General features: G+C 57.0%; 17 protein-coding genes. 3 read left to right on the plus strand and 14 right to left on the minus strand.

Features of this window, described 5'->3' with window-relative positions; translation table 11 throughout:
- Positions 1-3 precede the first annotated feature (3 nt).
- From G503_RS0103270 to G503_RS15475, 14 genes are all read right to left on the minus strand, one after another.
- Complete coding sequence (locus G503_RS0103270) at positions 4-1161, minus strand: glycosyltransferase family 4 protein (RefSeq protein ID WP_035021609.1); 1158 nt, start codon at positions 1159-1161, stop codon at positions 4-6.
- A 10-nt stretch (positions 1162-1171) separates the two neighbouring features.
- Complete coding sequence (locus G503_RS16550; protein ID WP_051190861.1) at positions 1172-3328, minus strand: S8 family serine peptidase; 2157 nt, start codon at positions 3326-3328, stop codon at positions 1172-1174.
- Between the two features lie 23 nt (positions 3329-3351).
- Positions 3352-6441, minus strand: coding sequence for a hypothetical protein (locus G503_RS16665; protein ID WP_051190862.1), 3090 nt, complete (start codon positions 6439-6441; stop codon positions 3352-3354).
- Positions 6442-6798: 357 nt separating this feature from the next.
- The gene (locus G503_RS0103285) at positions 6799-8787 is read right to left on the minus strand and encodes a DUF4422 domain-containing protein (RefSeq protein ID WP_028026460.1); all 1989 of its coding nucleotides are present in this window, start codon (positions 8785-8787) and stop codon (positions 6799-6801) included.
- A 3-nt stretch (positions 8788-8790) separates the two neighbouring features.
- Positions 8791-9792, minus strand: coding sequence for a hypothetical protein (locus G503_RS13430; protein WP_051190863.1), 1002 nt, complete (start codon positions 9790-9792; stop codon positions 8791-8793).
- Positions 9793-9903: 111 nt separating this feature from the next.
- Positions 9904-11997, minus strand: coding sequence for a DUF6541 family protein (locus G503_RS16250; RefSeq protein ID WP_328285567.1), 2094 nt, complete (start codon positions 11995-11997; stop codon positions 9904-9906).
- 86 nt (positions 11998-12083) lie between these two features.
- A complete protein-coding gene (glf, locus tag G503_RS0103300; protein ID WP_028026462.1) occupies positions 12084-13205 on the minus strand; it encodes a UDP-galactopyranose mutase in 1122 nt (373 codons plus the stop codon).
- 239 nt (positions 13206-13444) lie between these two features.
- The gene (locus G503_RS16255; protein WP_156891897.1) at positions 13445-13606 is read right to left on the minus strand and encodes a hypothetical protein; all 162 of its coding nucleotides are present in this window, start codon (positions 13604-13606) and stop codon (positions 13445-13447) included.
- The gene (dltD, locus tag G503_RS0103310) at positions 13603-14943 is read right to left on the minus strand and encodes a D-alanyl-lipoteichoic acid biosynthesis protein DltD (RefSeq protein ID WP_028026463.1); all 1341 of its coding nucleotides are present in this window, start codon (positions 14941-14943) and stop codon (positions 13603-13605) included. Before dltD ends, G503_RS16255 begins: the two co-directional genes overlap by 4 nt.
- A gap of 2 nt (positions 14944-14945) precedes the next feature.
- Positions 14946-15197: a D-alanine--poly(phosphoribitol) ligase subunit DltC gene (dltC, locus tag G503_RS0103315; RefSeq protein ID WP_028026464.1), complete on the minus strand. Its 252-nt coding sequence runs from the start codon at positions 15195-15197 to the stop codon at positions 14946-14948.
- Complete coding sequence (gene dltB / locus G503_RS0103320; RefSeq protein ID WP_028026465.1) at positions 15190-16374, minus strand: D-alanyl-lipoteichoic acid biosynthesis protein DltB; 1185 nt, start codon at positions 16372-16374, stop codon at positions 15190-15192. The genes dltC and dltB overlap by 8 nt, the downstream gene beginning before the upstream one ends.
- A gap of 18 nt (positions 16375-16392) precedes the next feature.
- On the minus strand, positions 16393-17865 hold the full coding sequence (gene dltA, locus G503_RS13435) for a D-alanine--poly(phosphoribitol) ligase subunit DltA (RefSeq protein WP_084636240.1): 1473 nt from the start codon (positions 17863-17865) through the stop codon (positions 16393-16395).
- A 309-nt stretch (positions 17866-18174) separates the two neighbouring features.
- Positions 18175-18828 carry a hypothetical protein gene (locus G503_RS0103330; RefSeq protein WP_156891898.1) on the minus strand — a complete coding sequence of 218 codons (654 nt, stop codon included), beginning with the start codon at positions 18826-18828 and terminating at the stop codon, positions 18175-18177.
- Complete coding sequence (locus tag G503_RS15475; RefSeq protein WP_051190865.1) at positions 18825-19700, minus strand: glycosyltransferase family 2 protein; 876 nt, start codon at positions 19698-19700, stop codon at positions 18825-18827. Before G503_RS15475 ends, G503_RS0103330 begins: the two co-directional genes overlap by 4 nt.
- 877 nt (positions 19701-20577) lie before the next feature.
- On the opposite strand from G503_RS15475, the gene G503_RS0103340 reads away from it, so the two are divergent.
- Genes G503_RS0103340 through G503_RS0103350 form a run of 3 tightly spaced genes read left to right on the plus strand, consistent with a single transcriptional unit; the run spans position 20578 to position 24429 of the window.
- Positions 20578-21534, plus strand: coding sequence for a glycosyltransferase family 2 protein (locus tag G503_RS0103340; RefSeq protein ID WP_028026467.1), 957 nt, complete (start codon positions 20578-20580; stop codon positions 21532-21534).
- 1 nt (position 21535) lies between these two features.
- Entirely contained in the window at positions 21536-22777 is a 1242-nt protein-coding gene (locus G503_RS16260) for a hypothetical protein (RefSeq protein WP_028026468.1), read from the plus strand.
- A complete protein-coding gene (locus G503_RS0103350; protein WP_028026469.1) occupies positions 22774-24429 on the plus strand; it encodes a glucosyltransferase domain-containing protein in 1656 nt (551 codons plus the stop codon). Before G503_RS16260 ends, G503_RS0103350 begins: the two co-directional genes overlap by 4 nt.
- Positions 24430-24599: the final 170 nt, after the last annotated feature.

A 24599-nucleotide genomic window follows, 5' to 3' on the forward strand; every position in this document is an offset into this window, starting at 1 on the left:
TTCTCAGTCCAAGGCGTCTACCTGCGCCTGTTTGCAGGCGCGAAGGACCCTCTGCGCTGTAGAGTCCCACGAGAACTCCGCCTCCACTCTCTGCCGAAGGGCGCATCCGCAACGAGAACGGTCTTCGCCGTGTTCTGCGAAATGCTCCACCCAGTCAGCGATGACGCGAGCATCGGGCTCCGTCAATATGACGCCATAGTCATTAGACGGCATCAGTTCGCGCGCACCTCCCACGTCCGTCGCCAAGGGCACAACTCCCCAGGCAGCACATTCGAGGAGTGAAGTGGAAAAACCCTCGGACCTCGAAGGCAGGCAAAATAAATCGGAGGCTCGGAGAAGTGCGGAGACGTCAGGCGGCGCCAAGCGCCCGAGCACCTTGATGTTGGGATGATTGTCCTCCAATTCCTTGCGCAAAGGGCCGTCACCGGCAAAAAGAAACCAGATGTCCATCCGGTCCTCCAAGAGGGTGGCCACTTCCGAAAGCACCCGAATGCCCTTTTCCGGAACGAATCGCCCCGTGAATGAGACAATGGTATCTGCCCCAGAAAGTCCCAGTTCCTCGCGAAAGTCTCGCGTCGATGCGTTTTCGCGAAACGAAGCAGCATCAATGGAGTTATTGAGAACGCCCTGCGGCTGAATGGCAAAATGCCTCAGCCATGCGCAACTTTTTTGCGATACGCCATAGAACGCGGGAGAGAAGCGCTTGACCACCGCGGTAATCCCATGTTCGTACCACTCGACTATAGGGTCGAGGACCGGCGAGCCGAAGGTCAGATGAGCCGATCCATGATCGATCACCACGGGTGATACGCCCTTGCGCCGAGCGAACCGAAGCCCCTCCAGGGTGTGACCGTAGAATCGCGTGTTCACCACAACATAGTCGACGGACTCGGCCGCCAGGTCGTCGATCAGCCTTCGGTAGGACTTGTTCTTGCGCGGGAACGGATAGCGGCCGCCCACCAGATTAAAGCAAGGGAGCCTGACGATGTCAGCACCGTTGGCAAGACGCTCTCGCTCCGGAAGATCGAACACGTTCGACGTTACGATAAAAACGCGATGGCTCCGCAGCGCAAGCGCCTCGGCCAGGTGATCGGTGTAGACTTCCGCGCCTCCGATATTCGGATAGTACAAGGCCGAGAATATGCATATGGTCTTACCCAAAACAACGCTCCTACCAAGTCTGATCCCACAGGCCGTCTTCGTTCACGTGGTAGCGGCCGATCCAGGTATTGGTGGCCATAGCGCCGGAGCCAGTCACGTAGTAGTTTCCGATCCAGCGATTGGCGGCCATGGCGCCGGAGCCGTCCAGATAGTACCAGGCGCCGTCGACGAGGCACCACCCCGTGGCCATGGCGCCGGAGCCGTGCAGATAGTACCACGCGCCCCCGATCCACTGCCAGCCGGTGGCCATGGCACCGCTGCCGTGCAGGTAGTACCACGTACCGCCCAGGCGCTGCCAACCCGTGGCCATGGCGCCCGAACCGGTGAGGTAGTACCAGGCGCCGTCGATGTAGTTCCAGCCGGTGGCCATGGCGCCCGTGTCGGGGTACAGGTAGTACCACGCGCCCCCGATCCACTGCCAGCCCGTGGCCATGGCGCCGCTGCCGTGCAGGTAGTACCAGGTGCCGCCCGCATTGAGCCAGCCCGTTCGCATATAGCCCGCGCCATCGAAGTAGTACCACGCGCCGTCGATCAGACGCCACGATGCGGCCGGATAACCGCCGCCGGACAGCTGATACCACCAGCCGCGCCCGTCGTGCCTCCACGCGCCTGCGGGCGGTGCCGGCGGGGCCGGAACGGGATCAGGCGCAGCGGCACCGGTGGTGGCAAGGGCACGATCGACGGCGGCCCCGGCATTCACCACACCGCGGCCCGTGTAGAGGGGCTGGCCCAAATTCGTGGCCGTATCCAGCAGCACGGCGCGCACCTGGGTGGCCGACAGCCGCGGATTGGCACTGCGCACCAGGGCCGCGACACCCGTCACCACGGGGCACGCCATGGACGTGCCGCTCATGACGTTGTAGTCGTCGCGGGTGCCGTTGACGAGCACGGAGCTGAGCACGCCCTCGCCGGGAGCCGCGATATCGCACCACGTACCGTAGTTGGAGAAGTACGAGCGCGTCGTCGTTCCCACCGTCCAAGTCTGCTGGGCCAAAGCCCGCGTCTTCTCACTCGTATAGGGAACGGAGAGATCCGATACGCTGGTCACCCCTATGACATTGCTGCAGCGCGCGGGAATAGTGGGCTTGTTGGCGCCCTCGTTGCCAGCCGCAGCCACGATGAGCATATTGTTCTTCCGAGTCAGCTCTGTCGTGAGCTGTTCGAATGTGCGGGTAAGGCGTTGATCCGTCACGGTAAAGCCAAGACTCATGTTGACGACCGTGCAACCGTGGTCCCGGGCGTATTCCAGGGCGAATATGAGATCCTCGAAGACGGCATTGGCCACGTAGGTGCCATCCGACTGCTGACGCAGCAACGAGAAGGCGTCGATGACCACCAGATCGACGAGCTTGTTTTGATGGAGGGTGCCTGCTGCACTGGCGACGCCCTCAACTCCCCCGTTGCCGGCCTCGGCGGCGACGATACCCGACACATGGGTGCCGTGGCTGGAGAACTCGTTGATGGCGGCGCTGCCATTGGTGTAACCGTCGCCGCGCAGGGGAGCCTCCCACCAGTCGTCGGCGCTCGTGGGATTGTCGGGATGACGCACCTCGATGCTCTCGGGCTTATTGACGATGCGGCGCAGATCAGGATGGGTAAGCGACGCCCCCGTGTCGATCACGGCCACCTTGGTGCGCGCCGCCGACGGACGGTTTGCCAGCGCCTCCCAGGCCTCGGGGACCTTCACATAATCGAGATACCATTGCTCGCGGCGATACTTGTCGTCGGATGCGGTCGCCGTTGCGGGGGCTGGGTCGTCGAATAAGGCGGCCACGTAATTGGGCATCGCGCACCGCACGGCAGGATCATCCTCGATGAGAGCGGCCGCCTCCTGCACCGTCAGATCATCCGATATCTCCACCGTGGTCACCGTGCCCATGTCGAACTCGGCCTGGGGAGCGGAATTCTCCCCCTCGACCGTTTGGGCCGCGGCGTCCTTCTGGGCCTCGGTGGCCTCGCGATCGTAGATTACGACGATCTCACCGGGAAGATATCCCAAGTCCGCAGGGTCAGTCGCGCGCTCCTGAGCGGCACGGGCGGCACCATCGGAAGCAGGCGACGCCACAGCCTGCGGAATCGCAGCCCCGGGCACGCCCGCCAGAGTCAGCAACGCGACCACGGCGACGCACAGCACCTGCCGAACGCGGCCCCCACTCCGATGATCCATCGAGCACTCCCTCTCTCTTCCCACTAACGGGTATTCGTCCACGCGCCGCTTCCCGTTACCCAGTAGCGGTCTTCCACCCACTGATTTGTCGCCATGGCTCCGGATCCATGGAGATAGTACCAGGCGCCCCCCGTCTGCACCCAGCCCGTAGCCATGGCGCCCGAACCGTGCAGATAGTACCACGTACCCCCGTCGCGCAGCCAACCGGTGGCCATGGCGCCGGATCCGTACAGATAATACCACGCGCCATCGACCATTCTCCAACCCGTGGCCATCGCACCCGAGCCACCATCGAGATAGTACCACGCACCGCCGCTGAACAGCCAGCCTGTGGCCATGGCCCCCGACCCATAGAGGTAGTACCAGGTGCCCCCGTCGCGGATCCAGCCCGTTTCCATATAGCCGGCTCCGTTGAAGTGATACCAAGCGCCCTCGATCAACTGCCAGGTTCCCGCCGGATAACCGCCGGCCCAGTACTGGTACCACCAGCCGCGCCCGTCGTGGCGCCACGCCCCTGTGGGGGCCGGAGACGCCGGCGCGGGCGTCACCACCGTGTTGCCGGTCGAGCCAGCCGAGCCAGCCGAGCCGGTCGAGCCCCCCGAGCCTCCCGAGCCGGCCGCGCCCGAGGAACCCGACGAGCTACCACTGCCGCCCCCGGACGACGAGCCGGAAGACACCGGCAGTGCTTTGTCGCCGTCGGGCATAACGTGGGACCGTACCGTGACCTTCCCCGCCGTCAGTTCGGGAAGGGCACAGAAGAGCTTGTTGCCCATCGCCGTTAAGGCCAGAGCGCCCCCGCCGGAGCACACGCGAGCGCCCACGGTGCCCGCCAGCGACAGCGAATCGGCGTTCACCTTCACGCACGAGGCCGCGCGCGGATCGGCCCCCTCCAGATAGCCCAGGTACAGGTTCTTCTCCGCCGCCACCAGCGCGCCGCCCAGCGATGCGGTCGCCAGACTGCTCAACGTCGCCCGAGCGGCCAGGACGCCATCAGCGCCCACGCGCGCCAACTGCGCGCTCTGGAACGTGTAACTGTACAGGTAGATGGCGCCCTTGAACGACGTGGCGCTCAAAACCGAGGAGATCTGATCGAACACCTTGGTCTTCTTCCATACAGCACCCGTCTGCAAGAAGAGGCTCGTCGAGCCGGCGCCGGTGTTCTCCCCCACGGCCACCGCCATCTTCCCCGCTCCGTTGAAGAGCACCGCGTTGGCAGGATTCGTCACGCGCATGGACGAGCCCCGGGACACAAGCCCCTGGCCCACCTCGTAGGCTTGAAGCGTCGATGCCGAGGGGGCCGCCAGGGCCACCAGCTTCGGTCCCACCGAGGCCAGCGGCGTCTGCACCACGTTCGCCACCGAGGGAACCGATCCCACATCCGCCCAGCGCGCACCGTCGAACCGCTTCACCACCAAACGTCCCGTGGGCGAGCCTGACGAGGTGGACGACTGTCCCGCCAGATACAGCGATCCGCCGTGCCAGCACAAGGTGGGCTGCACGATGCCCGACAGCTGAACGCCCACGGCCGACCAGCGCGTGCCGTTGTGCCTCCACACGCGGCAAGAGCCGGTACGCTCGTCGGCCGCCGCGATGTAGAGTGTCGTACCATCGGTGACCACGGCCGTAGCGGGAGAGGACGCCGTCGCGAAGGGCACCGTGCCGTTGGCATCCGTCACCGGCGACCACACGCCCAGATCATCGCCACTCGGACAAGTGGCGGTGAACGTAATGGAGTCGGCCGTCTGGCCCGTCACCGTAAAGACGAGGCCCGAATTCTGTCCGTCGGAGAAGGTGACGGCGCCCTCGGCGAGGCCCTTGGCCATGTCAGACGTACCGAGCACTTTGCGCCCGGCCATGCTCAGCTGGGCGTTCTTGATGTCGCCCATGCCATCGCCGCGCACGCCTGTCGTCGTGGTCTCGCCGCTGCGATAGAGGTACACGTAGTCTTTCCCGCCCTTGTTGCCGTTGCTGTCGGCTTTGACGGCGGGGTTGACGCGGTACACGATGAGTCCCGAACTGCCGATGGTCAGCCCGGTGGCATCGGAATGGTCGAGGGAGAAGATATCGGCCTCTGTCGTAGTCGCCTTGCGGTATTCGGCAACGAAGTATTCCGTGGGATTCACTGGCGACTTGAACACGACGGCCTGCTGCCTGCCCGAACCCGGGGCGTACAGCGTATGGGATCCTGGCTGTCGTTCCGACAGCGTGAGCCATCCGCAATCTTGACGGGTGATGGCCAAAGGCCACATCAGATACCGCGTGCCGTGTTTGGCCATGATGTCCCACACACCAACAGGCTGCGGCGTGCCGTCAGACGTCGCTGCCGCGATGCGGTAGAGGTCCTTCGCCCCCTGGGTGTGCATCGTCTCATGGGACAGCGTTCCCACAAACGCGAGGTTCGCCGTGTTGACCAGCGTGAAGCTGCTCACCTTCGACTGCGTGCCGCCCGACCCCACCACCTTGGCGTTGCCGAGAAAACCCTGGCGCGACCAGAGGCTGCTGTTGCTGCCGATGGCCACGCCGTCGATCTTGCCGTTCCCCACCTCGGGGATGACCAGCACATTATCCACGCAACCGTCGCCGTCCATATCGAGCGATCGCCAGTTGAACGAGGGGTAGGCCGCCGCAAAGGCATCCACCGCCGCCGCAACGACCGTGTCGGGAGTTCCCTCGGAATAGCTCTTGATCGAGTCGGGAAGGGTCAGATAGGCCACCTTGCCCGTGGCGCCGTCGGTCTGCGGGCTCACCGATTCCAGACGGCACTGGCCCCCCGACACCGTCTTCATATAGGAATAGACCGACTGCAGCTCGGCGGTGGTCTGGTCTTTCGCGTTCAGGTTGCGCAAGGTCCAGTCCCACTCGGTACGGTACTTGGCCGCCTCCGAGGGTACCGTCGTGGAATAGGACCGGTTCAGCCCGTCGTTGTTGTCGCCTGTGGTGTCGCCCGCAAAGCGCACCACGATGACCAACTGCTTCATGTTGGCATCGGTGATGCCGCTCTGATAGTCAGCAGCCCAAGCCGGGACGGCCGGAGCGAGGGAAAGAAGAGCGGAGGCCAGCAGCATTGCCGCAAACAGTGGAATATTGCGGAACCGTGTGCTCGACGTTTTCATACCTATTCCTTCTCGAAAGACACCGTTAGCAGAAATTCGATCACGCTGCCTATGGTAAAATACTGAATGTCCCATTGGCACCATGTGACTCACACATCTTTGCGGGAAGAAGAGGGGCATCTACGAACGTCAGGAACGACTGCCGACGAAAGATTGCCTATAGGTCACGAACGCGTGACTCCGCCGGATCGTTTTGGGCGCCCAACAAAGTGGAGCGCCCAAAACCTCGTTCAGTACGTTGCCGAGCCATAGCTCCTCGCTCCCTTCTTGGGCTTCCTTAGACTTCGTCAATCCCAATTCGCCGATTCGGCGACGGAACGCATCTGGATCCTCTATGTCGTAAGTCCCACCAATCGTCTAATCAGCAAGGTGCTCCGACACAGGCCAATCCCCCTCGGGCAGAGCACCACGCGCTTCCCGGTCCTCGCAGTGTTCAAACATTGTACGATCCCAATCGCGCGCAAACTCGAGTACCGCTAGATAATCAGCGAATGCCTCGTTGCGGGCCTCGCCCGACAATGCACGATAGCTCCAGCGCAAATAGCCAAGAGCCCAGTTCACGCACTCAGCATCAAGCCCCCTGCTCCATGCAGGCAACTGTGCCAGCCTATCGCGAATGGCTTCGAAAGCAGCATAGATACTGTGGGGAGGAGTGGGACGAGTGTCATTGATGGACCCAGAACAACACCGGCGGGAGACAAGCACCTTGGAAACGAAAGCAATGCGATCGGCCAGAGCAAGAGCTGTGAACACGAAAGCAGCATCGCTAGCAGAGCCGAAAGATTGGAACGACATGTTATTTTTCCGAATGAAATCAGTGCGAAAAAGCTTGTCCCCAGGCCAAGACGTGCTTACTGAAAATATACGCCCACGCATATCATCAGCAGTGTGCACCCTAGCAAGATCAACGCCAAAGGGACCGAGATTCTCGTCAGTCGGGTTAGTTGGATCCGTGCAGAACGATGAGGCCCGACACATCGTGACATCGGCACGTGCTTCCAACGCCCGCTCCAAAAGAAGCTGCACCATGGTCGGAGCCATCAGGTCATTGTCGTCGAAGAATAGCAGGTATTCACCCCGCGCCAGTTCCACACCTCGGTTACGAACCTCTTCCGCACTGCCTTTCTCCCACGCTATCGCGCTGAAACGGTCATCAGTACGGACAAATTCCTCCACAAATGCCCACGTATCATCGGCTGACCCATCATAGACCACAACGACCTGAAGATGTCCGTGAGTCTGAGTCTGAATGCTCTCCAAGCACGGAATCACATAGTCCCGGAGATTGCGCACGGGTACGATCACCGTAACCAGCGTGGACGCCGCCTCGGCAGACTCGGGGGAGGTCGGCGCCACTTCCGTAGAGGAAGCTTCTTGGGCTTCTTCGCGCAAAACGCTCGCAAGCATACGCTTTACCTTGGCAAGACCGCGTCGTACGAACGATCTGCCAAACACGGAGCCGCCCTCTCGAGTAGTATCGGAAACAGAAGCGCCAGGAGCCGTCTCAAAGAAAAAAGTAAGGGGGACTTCCCTTATCCGCGTCGCCCCTCCATCACGGAGCTTTTCCACGTAAGCGCTGAACAGCACCTCACCGAGATAGCCGCAGATGCGCATCTGCGTAGGCGTGCGATTGTTGTAATCAAACAGCCTATCGAAGGCGAGCAGCACATCGAATTCGTAAGCGCACAGCTCATCGAACAGATCACGTCGTAAGATAAAGCAGTTGTAGCCGATATAGTCAGAGCCGTCCAGGTAGCGCCTCACATAGGGAGCGTAATCGGGCTGACGTTGCTCCACCACATCGAGAAATAGGTCGAAACTGGCATGATCAACCAGTTCGTAGGCCTCCATATGGGAGCGAATGGTGTTTTGCGGCCCGTGGGGAGTCGGCACACCAATAACGCTCCACCTTGGAGGAACAATGGCATCAGCCTGGGTGATTGCATCTAAGATAAGAGCTTCGTCCGCAAGACGATATTCGGCAATAGTCGCTTCATCGAGCAAGGGAAGCTCGATCTGGGCGTGATCATTGGCCCGGTGAGACTTGCCATCAAAGCAGAAGAAGCGCCGATAATGGCATTGCCCTACATAGGGAGCTTCGTCGGCGCTCAGATTCTTCCACGCCCAATACTGTCCACTCATTTCCGAGAAAGAAAAATTACGACTTGAAATGTTGTCGCCATCATTGTCGGGTACTGCGCCGGGAAGAGCCGCATCAGCAAATCGAGCGCCCACGTGGACGGGGAGGAACACCTTCGATGGAGGAATGACCGAGGGTTTGTGGCATGAAACGAGTATTTTCACGTCACCGGTATCGGTCGCTCCCGACGAGACGGAATCAACCATGGGCTATCCCTTCAACGCAAATCGATCAGCATGCGCCTCATAGTACTCAAGCATAGCGGCCGTTTGCGGCCCATAGCCCAAGTGCCCCACCAAGCTGTTCTCGCACACTACGATGGCGCGGCCCGTGAACATCGCGTAATGGCAGATATGCTCCTCGTCGTCACCAATGCCGTAGCTGCTTCCCACAAACGTGAGAGGAAACTTACCGAACGATTCCCACGCCTTGCGCGTGAAAAGAATGGCACCGATGCTGAAACGCATCGGGCACACCGATATAGTCAGCGGCTCAGCAGCGAAACGAGTGTTCAGGGTGTCGATGTCACGCAAGACCTCACGAGTCTCACCCCACAGATAGCGAGCCACAGCGGAGCTCTCCAACACATCATTGCTATGGTTAAGCCCGTCGGTATATTTCATGTTGGTCAAACCCGTCGCGGCAAAATCCTCCGTCAGGCCCACTTTGTCAAGCAGCCGCAAATGCCCGTAACAGTTGACGTTAATGAGCGGCGACACAAAAGCGGGCACGTAGGGCGTGGAGGATTCAGTGTACTCATAGGCTTCTCTGAGCTTTTCAAAGAAGCCCTCGGTGAGAAACATATCCTCGTCTAACTTGTAAATCCAGCGCGCATGGGGATGCTTCTCGATGGCGAGATTCTGCACTTGCGAAAGATGGTTCACCTCTGTCGAGAGATACGACCATCCGTGCTCGGCGGAAATACTTTGCAGCTTTTCGTTCACCAATCCGCTCGTCATAATGCAAACGTCTATATCCTCTGGCGCAAAGAGGGCAAGGCGACCGAACACTTCTTCCCAGAGAGGCTCCTTATAGCCCGCAAGAACAATGCACAACTTATCGGAACCAGTACTACGATCGATGAAGTTGTAAGCAGTATCGGCAACTTTGCGATAATTCGCCCGGTTGCGCATCACTCGACGAACCTTACGGACCGCCCGGCCCGCAAAGCCATCGCCCAATGTTCTTTTTGCCATATTTACGACCGACATGCGCTCTCCCTCAAACTATTAAAATCGAACAGCAATTCCATTATCGCATAGGTGCCCAATTTGCTCCGACGCCGCCTCCTAAAAGCCGGTATCGTTCGGCGCGGTTGTATTTTATCCGATCTCGTCAATTATTTTATAAAGCCTCATATCGCCTTCGGCGAGCACCGTCTCCAGACCAGGAGTTGTATCATCGATAGCGTTATAGCCCGCCCAATTTTCAGGTTTGTAGTATCCATAGTAGCACCGCTCCTCACGGATATCGCCACCTTGATCAAGCAAAAGAATGTACTTTACCCCGTTGGTCTCCAACACCTCTCGCACCTCTGGAGACGTACCGAGCTCATTCAGCTTCTTTCTCAGCAAGCCGTCATCGTCGCCAGGATCCCAAGAATCGGAAGACCGCCTATAGACAAGATTCAAGCCGTCGCTCGCGTAAGCAAAGCTGCTTCCGTCATCAGCAACATTTAAAATAAGATCATTGGGCTCAACAACATCCTTGACCCTTTTCACAAACTCTCGCTCCTCTGGAGAATAGGTGTTCGGTCTTTCCGCATTGTTTGCAGCGGCAAAACAGTTTTCCGCATCATCAAACGCAGTCCAAACGTCACCAACGCATCGCGAGAAATTCAAAACAATAAAAATGACAATCACGCACAGGGCGGCCACACCCCCGAGCATATTGGCTTTGCTGTCGCTCTTTGATCGCTTCGCCACATTTCTGGCAAAGCGAACGAGTACGCTCAGCCCCATAGCGGCTAGGGGGATGCCGAAAAATCCCGCATTCCCTGCGACACGATTCCCATCGGTGTACCAAAAGCCCGTCAGGGCGGAGTCCAGTGGTCCGTCCGTTGCCGCCGCCGCAATAAACGAGACGCAGAAGAAACCAAAGGCAATTGTGATCCAGAGGTATCGTCTCTCAATGAAGGTATACCCAACGCCTATGACGGTAACGAGCGGCAAAATAACCTGCAGATTGGGACGCCCGAAAGAAAGCCCCAGCACGCGGCAGAGCGCCTCGGGCAAATCAAGGTATGAGGGCCAGGAGAATGCAACGATTCGACTGATCGAGGGAATCTGCATAAAGACATACCAGAAGAATGCAGAAACCGCCGTGAGCAGCAATCCGATCCCGATTGACAACCCCACAGCTTGCCACATCCGACATTGCTTCTTCCGTCTCACAACCCCGTATGCCCAACGAGTTGCATTCACGATAACGTAGATGGCAAGCCCAGCATACAAGGAGAAAATCCCATTGGGGTGCATGATGCCTATTGCAGCCGACGCAAGAACAAAATATGCCACAAGGCCGGCTCGCACCTTAGTCGCACGCCAACGGGACACCATCTCCATAAAGCCCCAGAAGGCATAGGGAAGAAGAGAGAAAGAAGCGAAGTTTGGATAAAGCGGCCCTTGAGGAGGCAGAATAAGCCCCCACGGGAAAGAAGGAAATGCCAAGCAGACGAAAGCGCCGCAATATACAATCGCTCGTTTTCCCTCAAAGAGCTTTCCGAGAAAAAGGAAAAGCCCCGTCGGGATAAGAACCGATAGGAAAGCGTAATTTACCGCATTGGCAGCCAACGGGGCTGAAACGCCACATGCCTGCGCAACCAAAGCGCATACCATATGCCACCCTGCTGGATAATAGCCCCCAGCGGTGTTGACGAGAGTCAACTCGCCACCCTCAAGATCGTGATAAAAACCGACATTGAGGGTTGACAAAACCTGCGAGTCCGCAAAGGATTTTATCCAAGACAAATGCGCCGAGTTGTCGGAGTCTTGGGGAAACGAGGCGGGACCGTCCAGATTCGTCACAAAAATTACGCCGGAGATTATCGTTGATACGCCAATGTAAAGAAGAGCGCAGGCCAAGTCGGAGTGCAGGAAGCGTTTAAACCATCCACGATAACAAGGCAAAGCAGGGGCATCCCCCAAATGGCATCCTTTTTCGCGCAGAACAAGCCGAGAGAGAAAATATCCCGTACCACCTACAAGGACAACTGGAAGAACCACCGTAAGAGGATTGGCGGCAACTCCCAGCTTGTCGTACAAGATGCACAAAGCTTCTATAACGACTATCGTGATCGGAGGAGCGCATAAAAAGGAACGTAGGCGAGCCCTCCCGCATGCGCGCAAAATGAAGTATCCCGGTACATAGAGAATGAGCAGCGTCACGCCCCATGCCAGAAGAAAGGAGAACCACACCCTTCAATCACCTTTTCACAAACAAATCTCGTTCATCATATTCTCTGTCTCGGCCTTAGCGCGTCAAGCCAATTGAGTGCTAAAGCCTAGCGCTCCAACTCAGCATCGGCCAACTTCAGAGCCGCAGCAATACAGGGAGCCATATCGTAATAGCGATAGGCGCCCAAGCGGCCTGCGAACACCACGCCTTCTTCGGCCCGGCCCATTTGGGCGTATTGCTCATAGAGCGAATTATTGCGCTCATCATTCACGGGATAATAAGGCTCATCACCTGGCTGCCACGCAAACGAATATTCGCGGCTGATAACCGTATCGGGCAACAAGGCACCATTTTCATCCTTACCGAATTCGAAATGTTTGTGCTCGATGATGCGCGTGAACGGAATGTCGTGGCTCGTATAGTTCACCACCGCATTGCCCTGCCAGTTTTCCACATTCCCCAACAATTCTGTCTCGAAACGCACTGTGCGCCACTCCAAGTTCCCCAGCTTGAAGTCGAAGTACTCGTCGATGGGGCCGGTATAGATAACGCGATCGAACTGCGAACGATCCATATCTCTAAAATCAACCCCCGTGTGCACCTCGATGCCGTCGAGCATGCGCTCGAAGATCTTCGTGTAGCCGCCCACAGGAATACCCTGCCAACGATCGTTGAAATAATTGTTGTCATAGATAAAACGCACTGGCAGGCGTTTGATAATTGAAGCAGGAAGCTCGGTGCAAGGACGCCCCCACTGCTTTTCGGTGTACTCCTTTACCAGCTTCTCGTAAATATCGCGGCCTACGAGCGACAGGGCCTGCTCCTCCAAATTGCTCGGCTCACCATCGATAGCGCAGGCCGCCTTCTGCTCCTCAATGATGGCCTTCGCCTCGTCAGGCGTTTTGATACCCCACATCTTGCTGAACGTATTCATATTGAAAGGCAGGTTGTACACCTCGCCATGAAAATCAGCTACGGGACTATTTACGTAGTTGTTGAACTCGGCAAAACGGTTCACATATTCCCACACGGAGCGATCGGATGTATGGAAGATATGGGCCCCATACTTGTGCACGTTGATGCCGTTCACCTTCTCGGTATAGCAGTTGCCACCAATGTGATCGCGACGATCAATGACGAGACAACTCTTGCCCGCATCAGTCAATTCGCGCGCCAGCACAGCACCCGTAAGGCCGGCGCCAACAATCAGGTAATCGTATTGCTCCACGGACACACCTTTCCTTCTTACTTGTGTGGTCAAAAGAATAACACGACGCAACCACGGCGGGTCGACGTTTTGCCTGAAGGCACACCAACAACACTGGCATGCATGCAACCACGCCACCCATTCCCGTTCCAGCTGCTTGGTTTTTTTATTTATGCGATCGTGATCACAGTCTCCACGATAGAGACAAGGCCCTCTATGTAATGCACATTATCGCCGTGTTGAACAGGAACGCCCCCTGCCTAGAACTGTTCGTAGACGAACTCGGGTGGGTTGCCGTAGCCAGAAAACAGGAGGAACCATACGAGGATCGCTATGCAAGCGACAGCGGTCACGAACCAAAGCAGGGCTTCGACGGTCGGATGCTGCGACAGCCACGACTGGGCCTTTTCGAGCCATTTCATGAGCGCTCACCCTCGCTTTCCACCACTTCCTTTCCGGCCCCTTCCACTTCGAGCATCTCATCGGCGGCCGCTTCGGCATCGCGCTGGGCGGCTGTCTGCCCGCTCGCATCGTCTCCTTCTGACGCGCCCTCGACACCATCAGAGCCACCAGCAGCGTCAGTCGCCTCCGCTCCGTAGAACTCGCAAAGCGCACGGTTGATCTGCACCCAGCTCCTCCAACCAAGATGCATCACATCGCGCAGGTAATACTTGTCGTAGTCGTGCATCGACAGGTCGACATAATCCACCTGCGCTTCGTCGAGCACCTCGCGCAGCTTGTCGTAGAACTCCGCGCGGCTCTCCTTGGTATAGCGCTGAATGTCGTAGTATTCGCCGTTCACCGGCTCAATCACCAGAAGTGGCGTGATGCCCAGCTCTTCGCACACCTTAAGGAACAGACGCAGGTCGGAGAACTCCGTCTCGCTCCAACCGGAAAACGGCTCGCCCTCGTAGGGCTGCCCCCAGGCGACATCGCTCACGTAGGTATCGAAGTAGTCGTCGTAGATGCCGTAATCGTTGTTCGTACAGGCCGCCTCACCTTCCGCCACAGCCTGCCGATCAAGCGCGTCCCAATCAGGCTCAACCGCCGAGGTGCCATCCCGTTCAAGCGGCCCGTTGGCCGCCAGCCCCTCAGCAAGCAACCCACGACGTTCGCCGCCCGATACAAAGTCAGCGGCCGCTCGATTGGCCCACGCCACCACCGAATCATCAGTCAGATCGCTCACCGTTTGAGCGTCTACTCCCAGAGCTATCACCCGCTCGCGAATCTGCGCCTTCGTCTCGGCAGTCAGCCCCGGATTCTCCATGCACTCACGGAAAGACTCTTCCGAGAAGCTGTTCATGAATGCCTCCGGTGTACATCCCGTCTCGTTCATGAACCACTGATCGCCGATCAGGAACGCGACCTTCTTCTCGGGAAGCGCCCCGCACTCGTCCAAAGCGCCCACTTCAATGGCACCCCATAACGACTGGTAGCCGCCACCGCCCATAGATATCAGGTCGAATCCCAGATCATTTTCCGAGAAGAATCGCACGGGATGGGCGGAGTCCTCCGCTGACTGGCCCAGCTCTGAAGACCCCAGCAGAAATCCCACCGCGCGCCCCTGCGCCTGCTGCGCTCGCACCATTTCACCCAAAAGCGACGGACTCCCCCACAGCGCCACCGACGGCCGCGGGTTCACTGGGTTCTCCCGCGCCATGTCCCGTAGGGAGGCATCCGTGGGCGCCTGCAGATAATATGCCGCGCCCACACCCAGAGCGAGCGTCAAAGCGCAGCAAACCGCGATCAGCTTCCGCATGCCTAGCCCTGCACCCGAATCTCAACCTGGTGAATGATCTTGTTCACCGAGTTCATCTCCTCGCGCTCCACCGCCGTCGGGGCGATCACCACGCCGAACTCGGACTCGATGCCCACCAGAAGCTCGATGGCGGCCATGGAGTCCAGCAACCCCGCCTCGAACAGGTCGATATCGCGCTCCTCGCGAATCACCTCATCGTCGCACACTTCCTCGATCAGATCGAGCATCCGCGTCTCAACCGTGCCGTTAGCCATGAATCAGACCTCCTACTACCGTATGTAACTGACCAGAGAAAATCGCCATGCCCAGCATGACCAGATTGATCGTGACGAACCACTGCAGCGCCTTATACCAGCGCTTCTTCTTGTGCTTCTTATGGAAGGGCACGCGCTTCTGGTACACGTCCGTCGCCCCCATGAGCACGCCGTAGTACGCGCCGTACACCAGGTAATCCACCGTCAGCCCGTGCCACGCGCCCATGAGCATGAAGTTCGCCAGATAGCCGAAACAGGCCGTGTGCAGACGGTCCTTGAACAGCTTGCGACGCGTGGCCGACTTCACCACGCGCATGAACACGAAGTCGCGCAGCCAGGTGGACAGGGTCATGTGCCAGCGATCCCAGAACTCGCGCACGTCCAGGGCCAGAAACGGCGCCCGAAAGTTCCGCGGCGTCTTGATGCCGAAGCAGTAGCTGGCCCCCATGGCCATCAGCGAGTAGCCGGCGAAATCGAAGAACAGATAGAAGCCGTAGGCGTAGGCGTCCTTCACCTGGGCCGCCAGCTCACGCCACAGCGAGCCGTCCCCCAGCGGCGCCGGCGTGAACCAGCCGTAGAACACCGTGCCCAGCACCTTCTGGTACACCGCGCCGATAAGCAGAAGCATGATGCCCCGCGCCAGCAAATCGGCGTACTCGGAACGCGTGTAGGTGCGGTTCGCGTCTTCAGTGAAGCGCCGACTGCGATCGATGGGACCCGAGGTAAAAGGCGCGAAGAACACGAGGAAGTACAGGTAGTCGAGAAAGCCCATGTCCTCGATGACCCCGTCGCGCACCTCGATAATCACCTGCACGGCCTTGAACGTGATGTAGGACAGCCCGAGAAAGCCCATGATATTGTGCTCGAACACGGCCCCGATCTTGTATACCACCAAAGGGGCGATCACCGCCGCCAGGGCCACCCGGTACTTCCACAGGGCCTTCTGGCCGCAACGCCAACTGCGCAGCACCCAGAACGTGGCCGCGCACGCCACCGCCAGAAATCCGAGAAACGCTGCCATGCCCTGGGCGTTCTCGCCGAAGAGCAGCAGCAGGAACCCGAGCGATGCCGCCAGGCCGTAGTATTTTATCCGACGTCCCGTAAAGCCCAGAATGGTGGCCGGAATCACCGCCAGGGCGAGAAACACGTAGAACGCCGGGTCGATATAGAAGTTCATAACCGCCAGCCCCGCGCCCTAGGCCAAGGCCTTGCGGTCGATTTTGCCATTCACGGTCAGCGCAAACGATTCATGGAAGACGATCTTCTTCGGGATCATGTAATCGGGAAGCACCTGGCGCAACTCCGCCTTGATCTGCTGTCCTCGTTTGAACGACGGCTCGACCGCAGGGTCGGCCAACTGGACGTGGGCCACAAGGTGGGACACCTTCCCATCCTTCTCGGCAGACAGGACCACCGCCTCTTTCACGGAAGGCAGCGACGCGAGCCCTTGCTCCACATCGCCCAATTCGACGCGAAAGCCGTTGAGCTTCACCTGGAAGTCCAAGCGCCCCAGGCAGTACAGGCGTCCCTGCTCGTCAAGATAGCCCTTGTCGCCGGTCTTGTACGAGCGCACGGTCTCTCCGTTGGCACGGGTGCGCTCAGAGAAAACGGCTTCTGTCAGATCGGGGCGACCGAAATAGCCCAGCGACACCGTGGCGCCTTCCAGGTACACCTCCCCCATCTGGCCCGACGGTAGCACGTCGCCCGTTTCCACATCGCGGATCACCGCCCGCACCTCAGGGTTCAGAAAGCCCACCGGCAACGGATTCGACTGATCGACAACCTCGCGCGTCACTTCGATATCGGTCACCGCCTGGGTTTCCGTCGGACCATAGGTGTTGAAGATGCGCACGCCCGGAAATCGGTCAAGCAGCTTGCTTGCGGCCGCATTGCGAAACACCTCGCCGCACAGCACAATGGTATCAAGTCGCGGAAGCAGCTGAGCGTTGAACGAGGGGTCGGCCAGACACATCTCGATATAGGAGGGAGTCGACACCCAGGTGGTCAAGTCGCTCGCCGCGAGCGCCTCGAAAGACGCGCTCATGCTCTGCTCGCATTCCGATTCCAAAGCGAACAGCGTGTAGCCGGCCGAGAGCCCCGCCACGATGTCGAACAGGCTCACATCGAACGTGTAGGGAACGCGATTGAAACTGATGCGATCCGGGCCGGCGGGAAACAGCTTCCCGAAGTAGTCCATGAACGCATCGACGCAACGCGAGGGCATCTGCACTCCCTTGGGACGGCCCGTGCTGCCCGAGGTGAACAAAAGGTAGAAGACGTCGTCGCCCGACACCCAACTATCCTCGGAAACCGTCTCGCTCGCCATGCGGGCCGTCCGCACTTCGTCTTTCCCCAGCACCCGTTCGGCAAGGGAGACATCGGCGGCGAGCGGCTCGTCAGACAACGAGATAACCAGCGGTCGTCCGATCTGCTCGAGAATGTCCGCAACGCGATCGGCGGGATAGGCGATATCGATGGGCGCGTAGGGCAGTCCCGCCTTCACCGCCGCAAAGAACGACACCAGCATGAGCGGCGACTTATGGCCATACACCACCACCGGCTTGCCCTCGGGCGCCTCTCTCTTCAGAAAGGCCGCCAGGCCATCCGACCAGCGATCGAGTTCGCCATAAGTTAAGGAATCAGATACCCCCCCCCCGAGAGGTAAAATACGCTACCCGACCAGGATGCTCGCGACACTCCCGCGAAACTTCCCTCAGAAACCTGCTTGCTGTCATATCACTTCCTTGCCCATAAAATGAAACTTGATTATAAACGCTCATCCCCTTCCGCTCCAGTCACAGCAAAAGCAAACGGAACATATCCGCAAATAACAAAGGAGTGTGGGAAAGTGTTTCGCCGCATCAAGGTACTCGCAAATGGCGATCATCCCGAGAAAATAGCGCTTGCCTTCTGAAAGCATCCCAGCTTGCTTTCATCCGAGCATCGGCGCGGCAATCTAAAAACGCCCCACAGATACCTAGAGCTCTCTCGGATTTGAATATGGAGGGACAACGGATTTCCGAGTTTTGCCCCAAAGCTCGATATATAGCTTTCTTCTATCGGAATCCCTCCGGACGCATATCGTCAGCAAAATACTATAAACAACCAGCACCACCCCAACAACAAGCAACGCAATACTTGATGCAAGACCTTCCCAACCCGCCCCTAGGCCGTCGCTTTCAATGACAAGGAAAACAAAAGCGAAAATGGCAAATATTGTGAATGAACAGTCCTTCAGAAAACGTGAAGTTTTTTCCGCCCAAAAAAGAACTTTTGTTCTCGCGTTCTGGTTTTGAGCATACTCCGTTCGTTCGTCGATAAATTGAATTAGTTCATTTTCCCAAGACACAGACAGCTTCATTTCTTTTTCTGCAAACGCAAGATATGCAGCGATTCGATATACGGTGTCCCTATATTGCACAGTCTTACACTGAAAAACAATAGCGACAAATATGAGCGCGACGCACAGTAGCCGACACACCATCCTGTCCACTTCACCATTAGTGACAAATGCCGCTAGAACACCAAAAGCGGTAAGAATCACAGGGAAGAGGCTATCCTGTTTTCTCACCGCGTTTAAAAGCTCTTCACGCAAAGATAGATAACTTGACGGCCAGTCGCCCTCCATCATTTTTCCTCCAACTTCATCTCCGAAACAAGCACACACCTGTCACGACTGACGGTAAATTCGAATTGGCATAAAGACCACTCACACTGGATAAGATACCCATCGTACCCGAAAAGGTAGAAGCAGAAATACTCATCACCGCCAACAGAAACTTTAAAATGCTTTCCCGAAGTAACCTTGTCCTTGATTGTCTTAAGGAAAGAAGACCACCGACCCGCAGATTGCACAGCGGCAGAAATCAGAGCCAGTATTTCCGCGCTGCGAGTAAACATCGGCACATTTGGATGATAAATCGCCGGAACATGACACCATGCCATCTCGTTCGGCGACCCAAGAGCATCAAAAAGAGTATTGAAAACGTATTCGTACGAAGACGCAGCCGTCCAAAACTCCCTATAGCGGCTGATATGAAATCCGCGCATTCCGCAAGAAGGATCAAGACACCTTTGACCTGTTATTTGCGATACAAGATTCGCTCCGAGAGAGTTGACCGCCAATTTTTGCGTGGGAATGCCCCGCGTCAACCCGCCAAATCGCGTACCCAATACAATCTTGTGCGAGCAGAGAGCCTCAAAGAAGTCACCGAGAGTCTCAGGGTCATGCTGGCCATCACCATCTATAGTAATAACCGCTTTGTAGGCGTTATCCCTAGCATAAGCAACGCCTCGGCCAACCGAGACGCTAAGCCCTTCGCTAGCATCATTTTCCAACACTGCAGCACCAAACTTTCGCGCAACAGAGACAGTATCGTCAACGCTGCCATCACTCACGACCAGGACACTGAATCCCAACTCGCGACTTCTTGCAACAACGCCTCCAATTCTGGCCGCTTCATTCTTCGCCGGAACGACCACGAGAGCATCGCCGTGCTTCATTTCTCCCTCCCTTTCGCCAAATCGGAAAGTGCTTCTCAAAACTTAAGCAAGTGTTTTCCGAATAAAAATGCTTGCCCGAGCCACCCAAACCACAAAATGGAGGCTGCGTAAACAACTTGACTTATTCAGCAGGCAATCGCAAAACCGACAAGCCAACCGCTACTTTCGAATCCAGACCCAAATGGGCTTTCTCAGGGAGAACAACACAACGCGAGTCGAACCGCGTCCACTTACGAACCTCCCCAATAGGCCCCCTTGCTGTCATCTCAAAACCCTACCCCATTGCCAATATTACCCCTCCCCGCACTTATCGCATAGCACGAATACCATCTTTGTCGCGTCCTGTGCATTAACGTTCACGCCATTTAAGCGTCTCCGTTGCTCCAGTACTCCTTGGAGCACAGCTCACGGGACACCGGCCCCCGCCTCCACCCCGAACGACCTGCAAGCCAGACAGTCGACCGCGACACTAGGAAACTTTTCTTCTGAAACAACACGCCACGCAGCCGATGTGCGTAGAATCCGCAATACGATCACTCTCGCTACGCAACGACGCGCCAACAACTCAAGCGAGAGAAGGTATCGATTCCGTTCGCATCTCCAACGAGCTATTCGTCGAGAACCGAAATCCTAATGGACGCCCTATTTGGCCTCCAATGCTCGACCACACCGCAGCAGTGAGCCCATCCGCCTCGCCAGTAGCTTGGGAAAGCGCGCCCGCGGTCGTCTCCGTGTCTCTTACATATCCGTCTCACCAGATGACGCCAATGGGGATGATATCGCATCGGCATATTGCCCCGCCGTCCCCATTAGGACGCAGACCAAAAATGCAGTATAATCACCCAAGCAGAAACCTACACTTGCGGAAACGAGCTCAATGAATACCCCCCCCCCAACTCTCTGGATCGTAATCCCCTGTTATAACGAAGCGGAGGTCCTTCCCTCTACTGCTCCCCTTTTTCTGACAAAACTTCAGTCTCTTATTGAATCTCGGACAGTCTCGCCAGAGAGCCGCATCTGTTTTGTCGATGACGGCTCCCGGGACGAAACCTGGTCATTCATCACCCAGCTCTCCGCCGAATCGTCCCTCATAGTTGGGCTTGCGCTTTCTCGCAATCGGGGGCACCAGAACGCTCTTCTCTGCGGCCTTATGGAGGCGCGCAGCTTTTGCGACGTATCGATATCGATCGACTGCGACGGACAAGATGACATCGACGCGATTGACGATATGCTTGCCCGCTTCTCCCAAGGAAACGAAATCGTTTACGGCGTGCGCAGCGCACGTGACACCGATACGCCCTTCAAGCGTAAAACCGCCGAATCGTTCTATCGATTCATGCAGAAAATGGGTGCCGAAGTCGTCTTCAATCATGCAGACTTTCGACTCATGGGAAAAACCGCTCTCGACGGACTCTCCCAATTCGGGGAAAAGAACCTCTTTCTCCGCGGAATTGTGCCCCTTATCGGGTTCCAATCAACAACCGTTGAGTACGAGCGTTCCGACCGAGTAGCCGGCAAAAGTCACTACCCCTTCGCCAAAATGGCCCATCTTGCCCTCGATGGGATCACCTCCTTATCCGTTAAACCCATTCATCTCATTTCAACGACGGGTATTATTTTCGGATGCGTCGGTCTCATCGGACTCGTTTGGGCCCTCGCCACCTTTGCCTCTGGCAATAGCATTCCCGGCTGGACAAGCACATTGAGCGCCATTTTCCTCATCGGGGGCCTTCAATTGCTCTCAATCGGCGTTATCGGCGAATACATCGGCAAAATCTACCTCGAGTCGAAGGACCGTCCCCGCTATCTCATCAAAGAGCGAGTGGGATTCTAGCATGGAGAGCCACGCCAAAGAGGGTGCAGCCGAGCAAAGAGAGGACCCTCGCCAGCGCAAGTCGCGCCACAACCTATCGAACACGATCGTCCTTATGGCCACCGTCTCATTCGTTGCCCTTGTGCTGCGATGGCCTGGCCTAGATTTCATCAGCAACGATGCGAAATCATTTCTTCTCCCCTGGTACGATAAAATTTCTGAACTCGAGCTGGCAGCCCTGGGGCAACAGGTGGGAAACTACGGCATCCCCTATCAGTTCCTCATATTAGTCGGCACCTACACCCCGCTTCCGGCCCTCGCATTGTACAAAAGCATATCTATTGCGTTTGACTATCTGCTCGCGTGGCAGGTCTTTCTTCTCGTGCAACAAATTTCTCGCAGCGAGACTAAGGCCGCGATCGCCTACGGCGTAATACTCATCCTGCCCCCCGTTGTGGCCAATTCCGCTGTTTGGGGGCAATGCGATGCCATCTACAGCTGCTTTGCTGTTGCGGCAATAAGGGCCCTTTTTAGAAACAAGCCTCCGCTCGCTTTTTTCCTTCTCGGCGTCGCACTCTCGTTCAAACTGCAGGCATGCTTTATCGTGCCCTTCTTCGCTTACTGCCTTCTCTTTCGCCGCATCCGCATCATCCCCGCGGCACTCTGGGCCGTCTTAGGATTCTACCTTCTTTCGATTCCCGGCATTATCGCAGGTCGCTCACTTTTCGCGCCCCTCGAAATCTACTTCGGGCAAGCGGCAACCTACGCAGCCATGTATCTAAACTACCCCAGCTTTTGGGTCATGATAAGCAACAACTTCGAATTCTTCAAACTCCCCGCCATCGGTTTGACCGTCTTTGTGCTTCTCGCCGGGTTTTGCATCGATTACCGTATGAGGCGTTCTGCCGCGTTTCGCCCTAGCCATCACCGCGCCATCCTGCTGGCGACATGGTCGGCATGGACTTGCGTCGAATTTCTGCCCGCCATGCACGAACGCTACGGCTACCTTATCGCAGTGCTTCTCATCGTCTGCCTCTTTTGCATGCGTAACTGGAAGCTACCCCTCCTTTGTTGTCTCATTGTCATCGCATGCGACTGCGTCACATACAGCAACTACCTGTTTAATGCCCAAATCAATCTATTGCCATGCTCAATTGCTCTTTTTATCGCATGGGCGATCTTCGGTATTCAGGTTTTTCTCCCATCTCCCCTCAATGCATCATCCACGGGAACCCGCAATCAATCAGAAGGACTCTGCCGATGAACTCTATCTTCGATCGTATTAGCCAATTTGGCGATAGCGGCAAAACCGACTCCGTCACGTTCAAATACATTCTTCTCTGCACTGCGCTTTGCGCCCTTGCAGCTCATCTTTATTGCTGGACAAACTCCCTGTTCTCCCATGATTCCCTCATGGTGATGCAGAATGACTGGGAACACCAGATTGGAATCGGACGCCCATTTCAACAGTTTTACGTTGCGCTTCGCGGAGCCATAGTCGCTCCTTGGCTTATCGGAATGCTCGGAACACTGTTCCTCGCACTTGCGAACTGGCAGATCGTTAAGCTTCTTCACATCACAAATCGTCTCTATATCCTTGCCGTCTGCGCTGCGCTCACCACCAATGCCACCATCACGCTCGTCAATGCCACCTACCTTGACTGGTTTGACATCATGATGCTCGCCCTTTTTCTCTCGTGCGCCTCAATTAATCTCTGCAATCGCCATACCTGGTATTGCTCTGCGGCAGCCGCACTCCTGCTCTGCCTTTCGGCCGGCCTTTACCAAAGCTACCTCTCAGCAGCCGTCACGCTCACGCTCATCTCATGCGCCCAACGGCTCCTGGCAAACCAAAGAAAAGAATGCCTGCATTTTGGCATCCGCGTTGCTTTCACGATAATAGCGGGCCTCCTCCTCTATCTCGTCGCTCAAAAAGTCGCATTCGTTCTCGCAGGAGGCGCCGAGTACCATACCTACAATTCCGTCTCTGCCGCCTTCTCCTCGAATACCCCAATTTATCAGGTCGCCTTTGCCGTGTGGCTCGATTTCTGGACCAAGTTGGTTTGGCCTGAGACGTACGCCATCCCCCTCATCGGCGTATGCAACCTGGCACTTCTCACGATTGGGCTCATCGGCCTCTTGGGCCACGCACGGAATAACACCTCGAAGACCAATCTCCTCTTGGCCGCAACGATCCTTGCCCTCCTGCCCCTAGCAATGAATTGCGTCAATATAGCCTCTTATCCGACTGTGCACAGTCTCATGATTTTCTCTTACTACCTGTTCTACCCCGCCGTTTTCGCGATACTGCAGTCATGCAGCCCCAGCGCAGCTTCAATATCCACAGCAAACAGCCCCTCGACGCAACCACAACCCAACAAAAGCAAGACAGGACATCGTGCGTCGAGGCATTTCGCGCCCATCGTCCTCTCAACGACCCTCGTTCTCTGCATGGCCGCCAGCGGAGTCATCTATGCAAACCAGGTCTACCTCAAGAAGGACCTTGAATACCAGGCCACTTTTTCCTTTATGACGCGCCTGGTGGAGCGCATGGACACCACCGATGGCTATGTCCCCGGGGAAACGCCCGTTGCTTTCGTTGGAGTTCCATCCAATAATGTACTATTCAAAAATAATCGCATTGGATTTCCCCCGGCGCTCTCTCAGCCGACATTTGACGATAGCGGGCAATTTACTGGCTACGCCGTGGGCCTTGCGGCCAATATACCAATTTCCTCGGTTGAAACCGTTGAGCTATATTTTCATAATATTCTTGGCCTCCCTCTTAAGATTGCAGACACAAGCTCAATGTCTCAAGCGGAGCGCGAAGCGGGAATCGACTCCGTTCCCGAAGCTTTCCCTTCGCAAAAAAGCATAGATCTTATCGACGGCACGCTCTTCGTCCGCGTCGCATAATCAACGGTATGCCCCTCCAACACAACCCGGATGGGCATACTGGCCAAAACCCATTCCGGAATCTCCAACTTCTCACACCAACAAGGCGATTGCCCCCATGTATCGCGATAACATTCATAAAACCCACCGGCGCGCCATCCTCCCATGCCACGATAGTAATTCTGGCGGTA

The organism is Adlercreutzia mucosicola DSM 19490, from assembly GCF_000422625.1.
Taxonomy (GTDB): domain Bacteria; phylum Actinomycetota; class Coriobacteriia; order Coriobacteriales; family Eggerthellaceae; genus Adlercreutzia; species Adlercreutzia mucosicola.

Coding starts and splice junctions, on each gene's coding strand:
- G503_RS16550 (WP_051190861.1), bottom strand. CDS start 3,328: ATGGATCATCGGAGTGGGGGCCGCGTTCGGCAGGTGCTGTGCGTCGCC.
- G503_RS16665 (WP_051190862.1), bottom strand. CDS start 6,441: ATGAAAACGTCGAGCACACGGTTCCGCAATATTCCACTGTTTGCGGCA.
- G503_RS0103285 (WP_028026460.1), bottom strand. CDS start 8,787: ATGGTTGATTCCGTCTCGTCGGGAGCGACCGATACCGGTGACGTGAAA.
- G503_RS13430 (WP_051190863.1), bottom strand. CDS start 9,792: ATGTCGGTCGTAAATATGGCAAAAAGAACATTGGGCGATGGCTTTGCG.
- G503_RS16255 (WP_156891897.1), bottom strand. CDS start 13,606: ATGAAATGGCTCGAAAAGGCCCAGTCGTGGCTGTCGCAGCATCCGACC.
- dltD (WP_028026463.1), bottom strand. CDS start 14,943: ATGCGGAAGCTGATCGCGGTTTGCTGCGCTTTGACGCTCGCTCTGGGT.
- dltC (WP_028026464.1), bottom strand. CDS start 15,197: ATGGCTAACGGCACGGTTGAGACGCGGATGCTCGATCTGATCGAGGAA.
- dltB (WP_028026465.1), bottom strand. CDS start 16,374: ATGAACTTCTATATCGACCCGGCGTTCTACGTGTTTCTCGCCCTGGCG.
- G503_RS0103330 (WP_156891898.1), bottom strand. CDS start 18,828: ATGATGGAGGGCGACTGGCCGTCAAGTTATCTATCTTTGCGTGAAGAG.
- G503_RS15475 (WP_051190865.1), bottom strand. CDS start 19,700: ATGAAGCACGGCGATGCTCTCGTGGTCGTTCCGGCGAAGAATGAAGCG.
- G503_RS0103340 (WP_028026467.1), top strand. CDS start 20,578: ATGAATACCCCCCCCCCAACTCTCTGGATCGTAATCCCCTGTTATAAC.
- G503_RS16260 (WP_028026468.1), top strand. CDS start 21,536: ATGGAGAGCCACGCCAAAGAGGGTGCAGCCGAGCAAAGAGAGGACCCT.
- G503_RS0103350 (WP_028026469.1), top strand. CDS start 22,774: ATGAACTCTATCTTCGATCGTATTAGCCAATTTGGCGATAGCGGCAAA.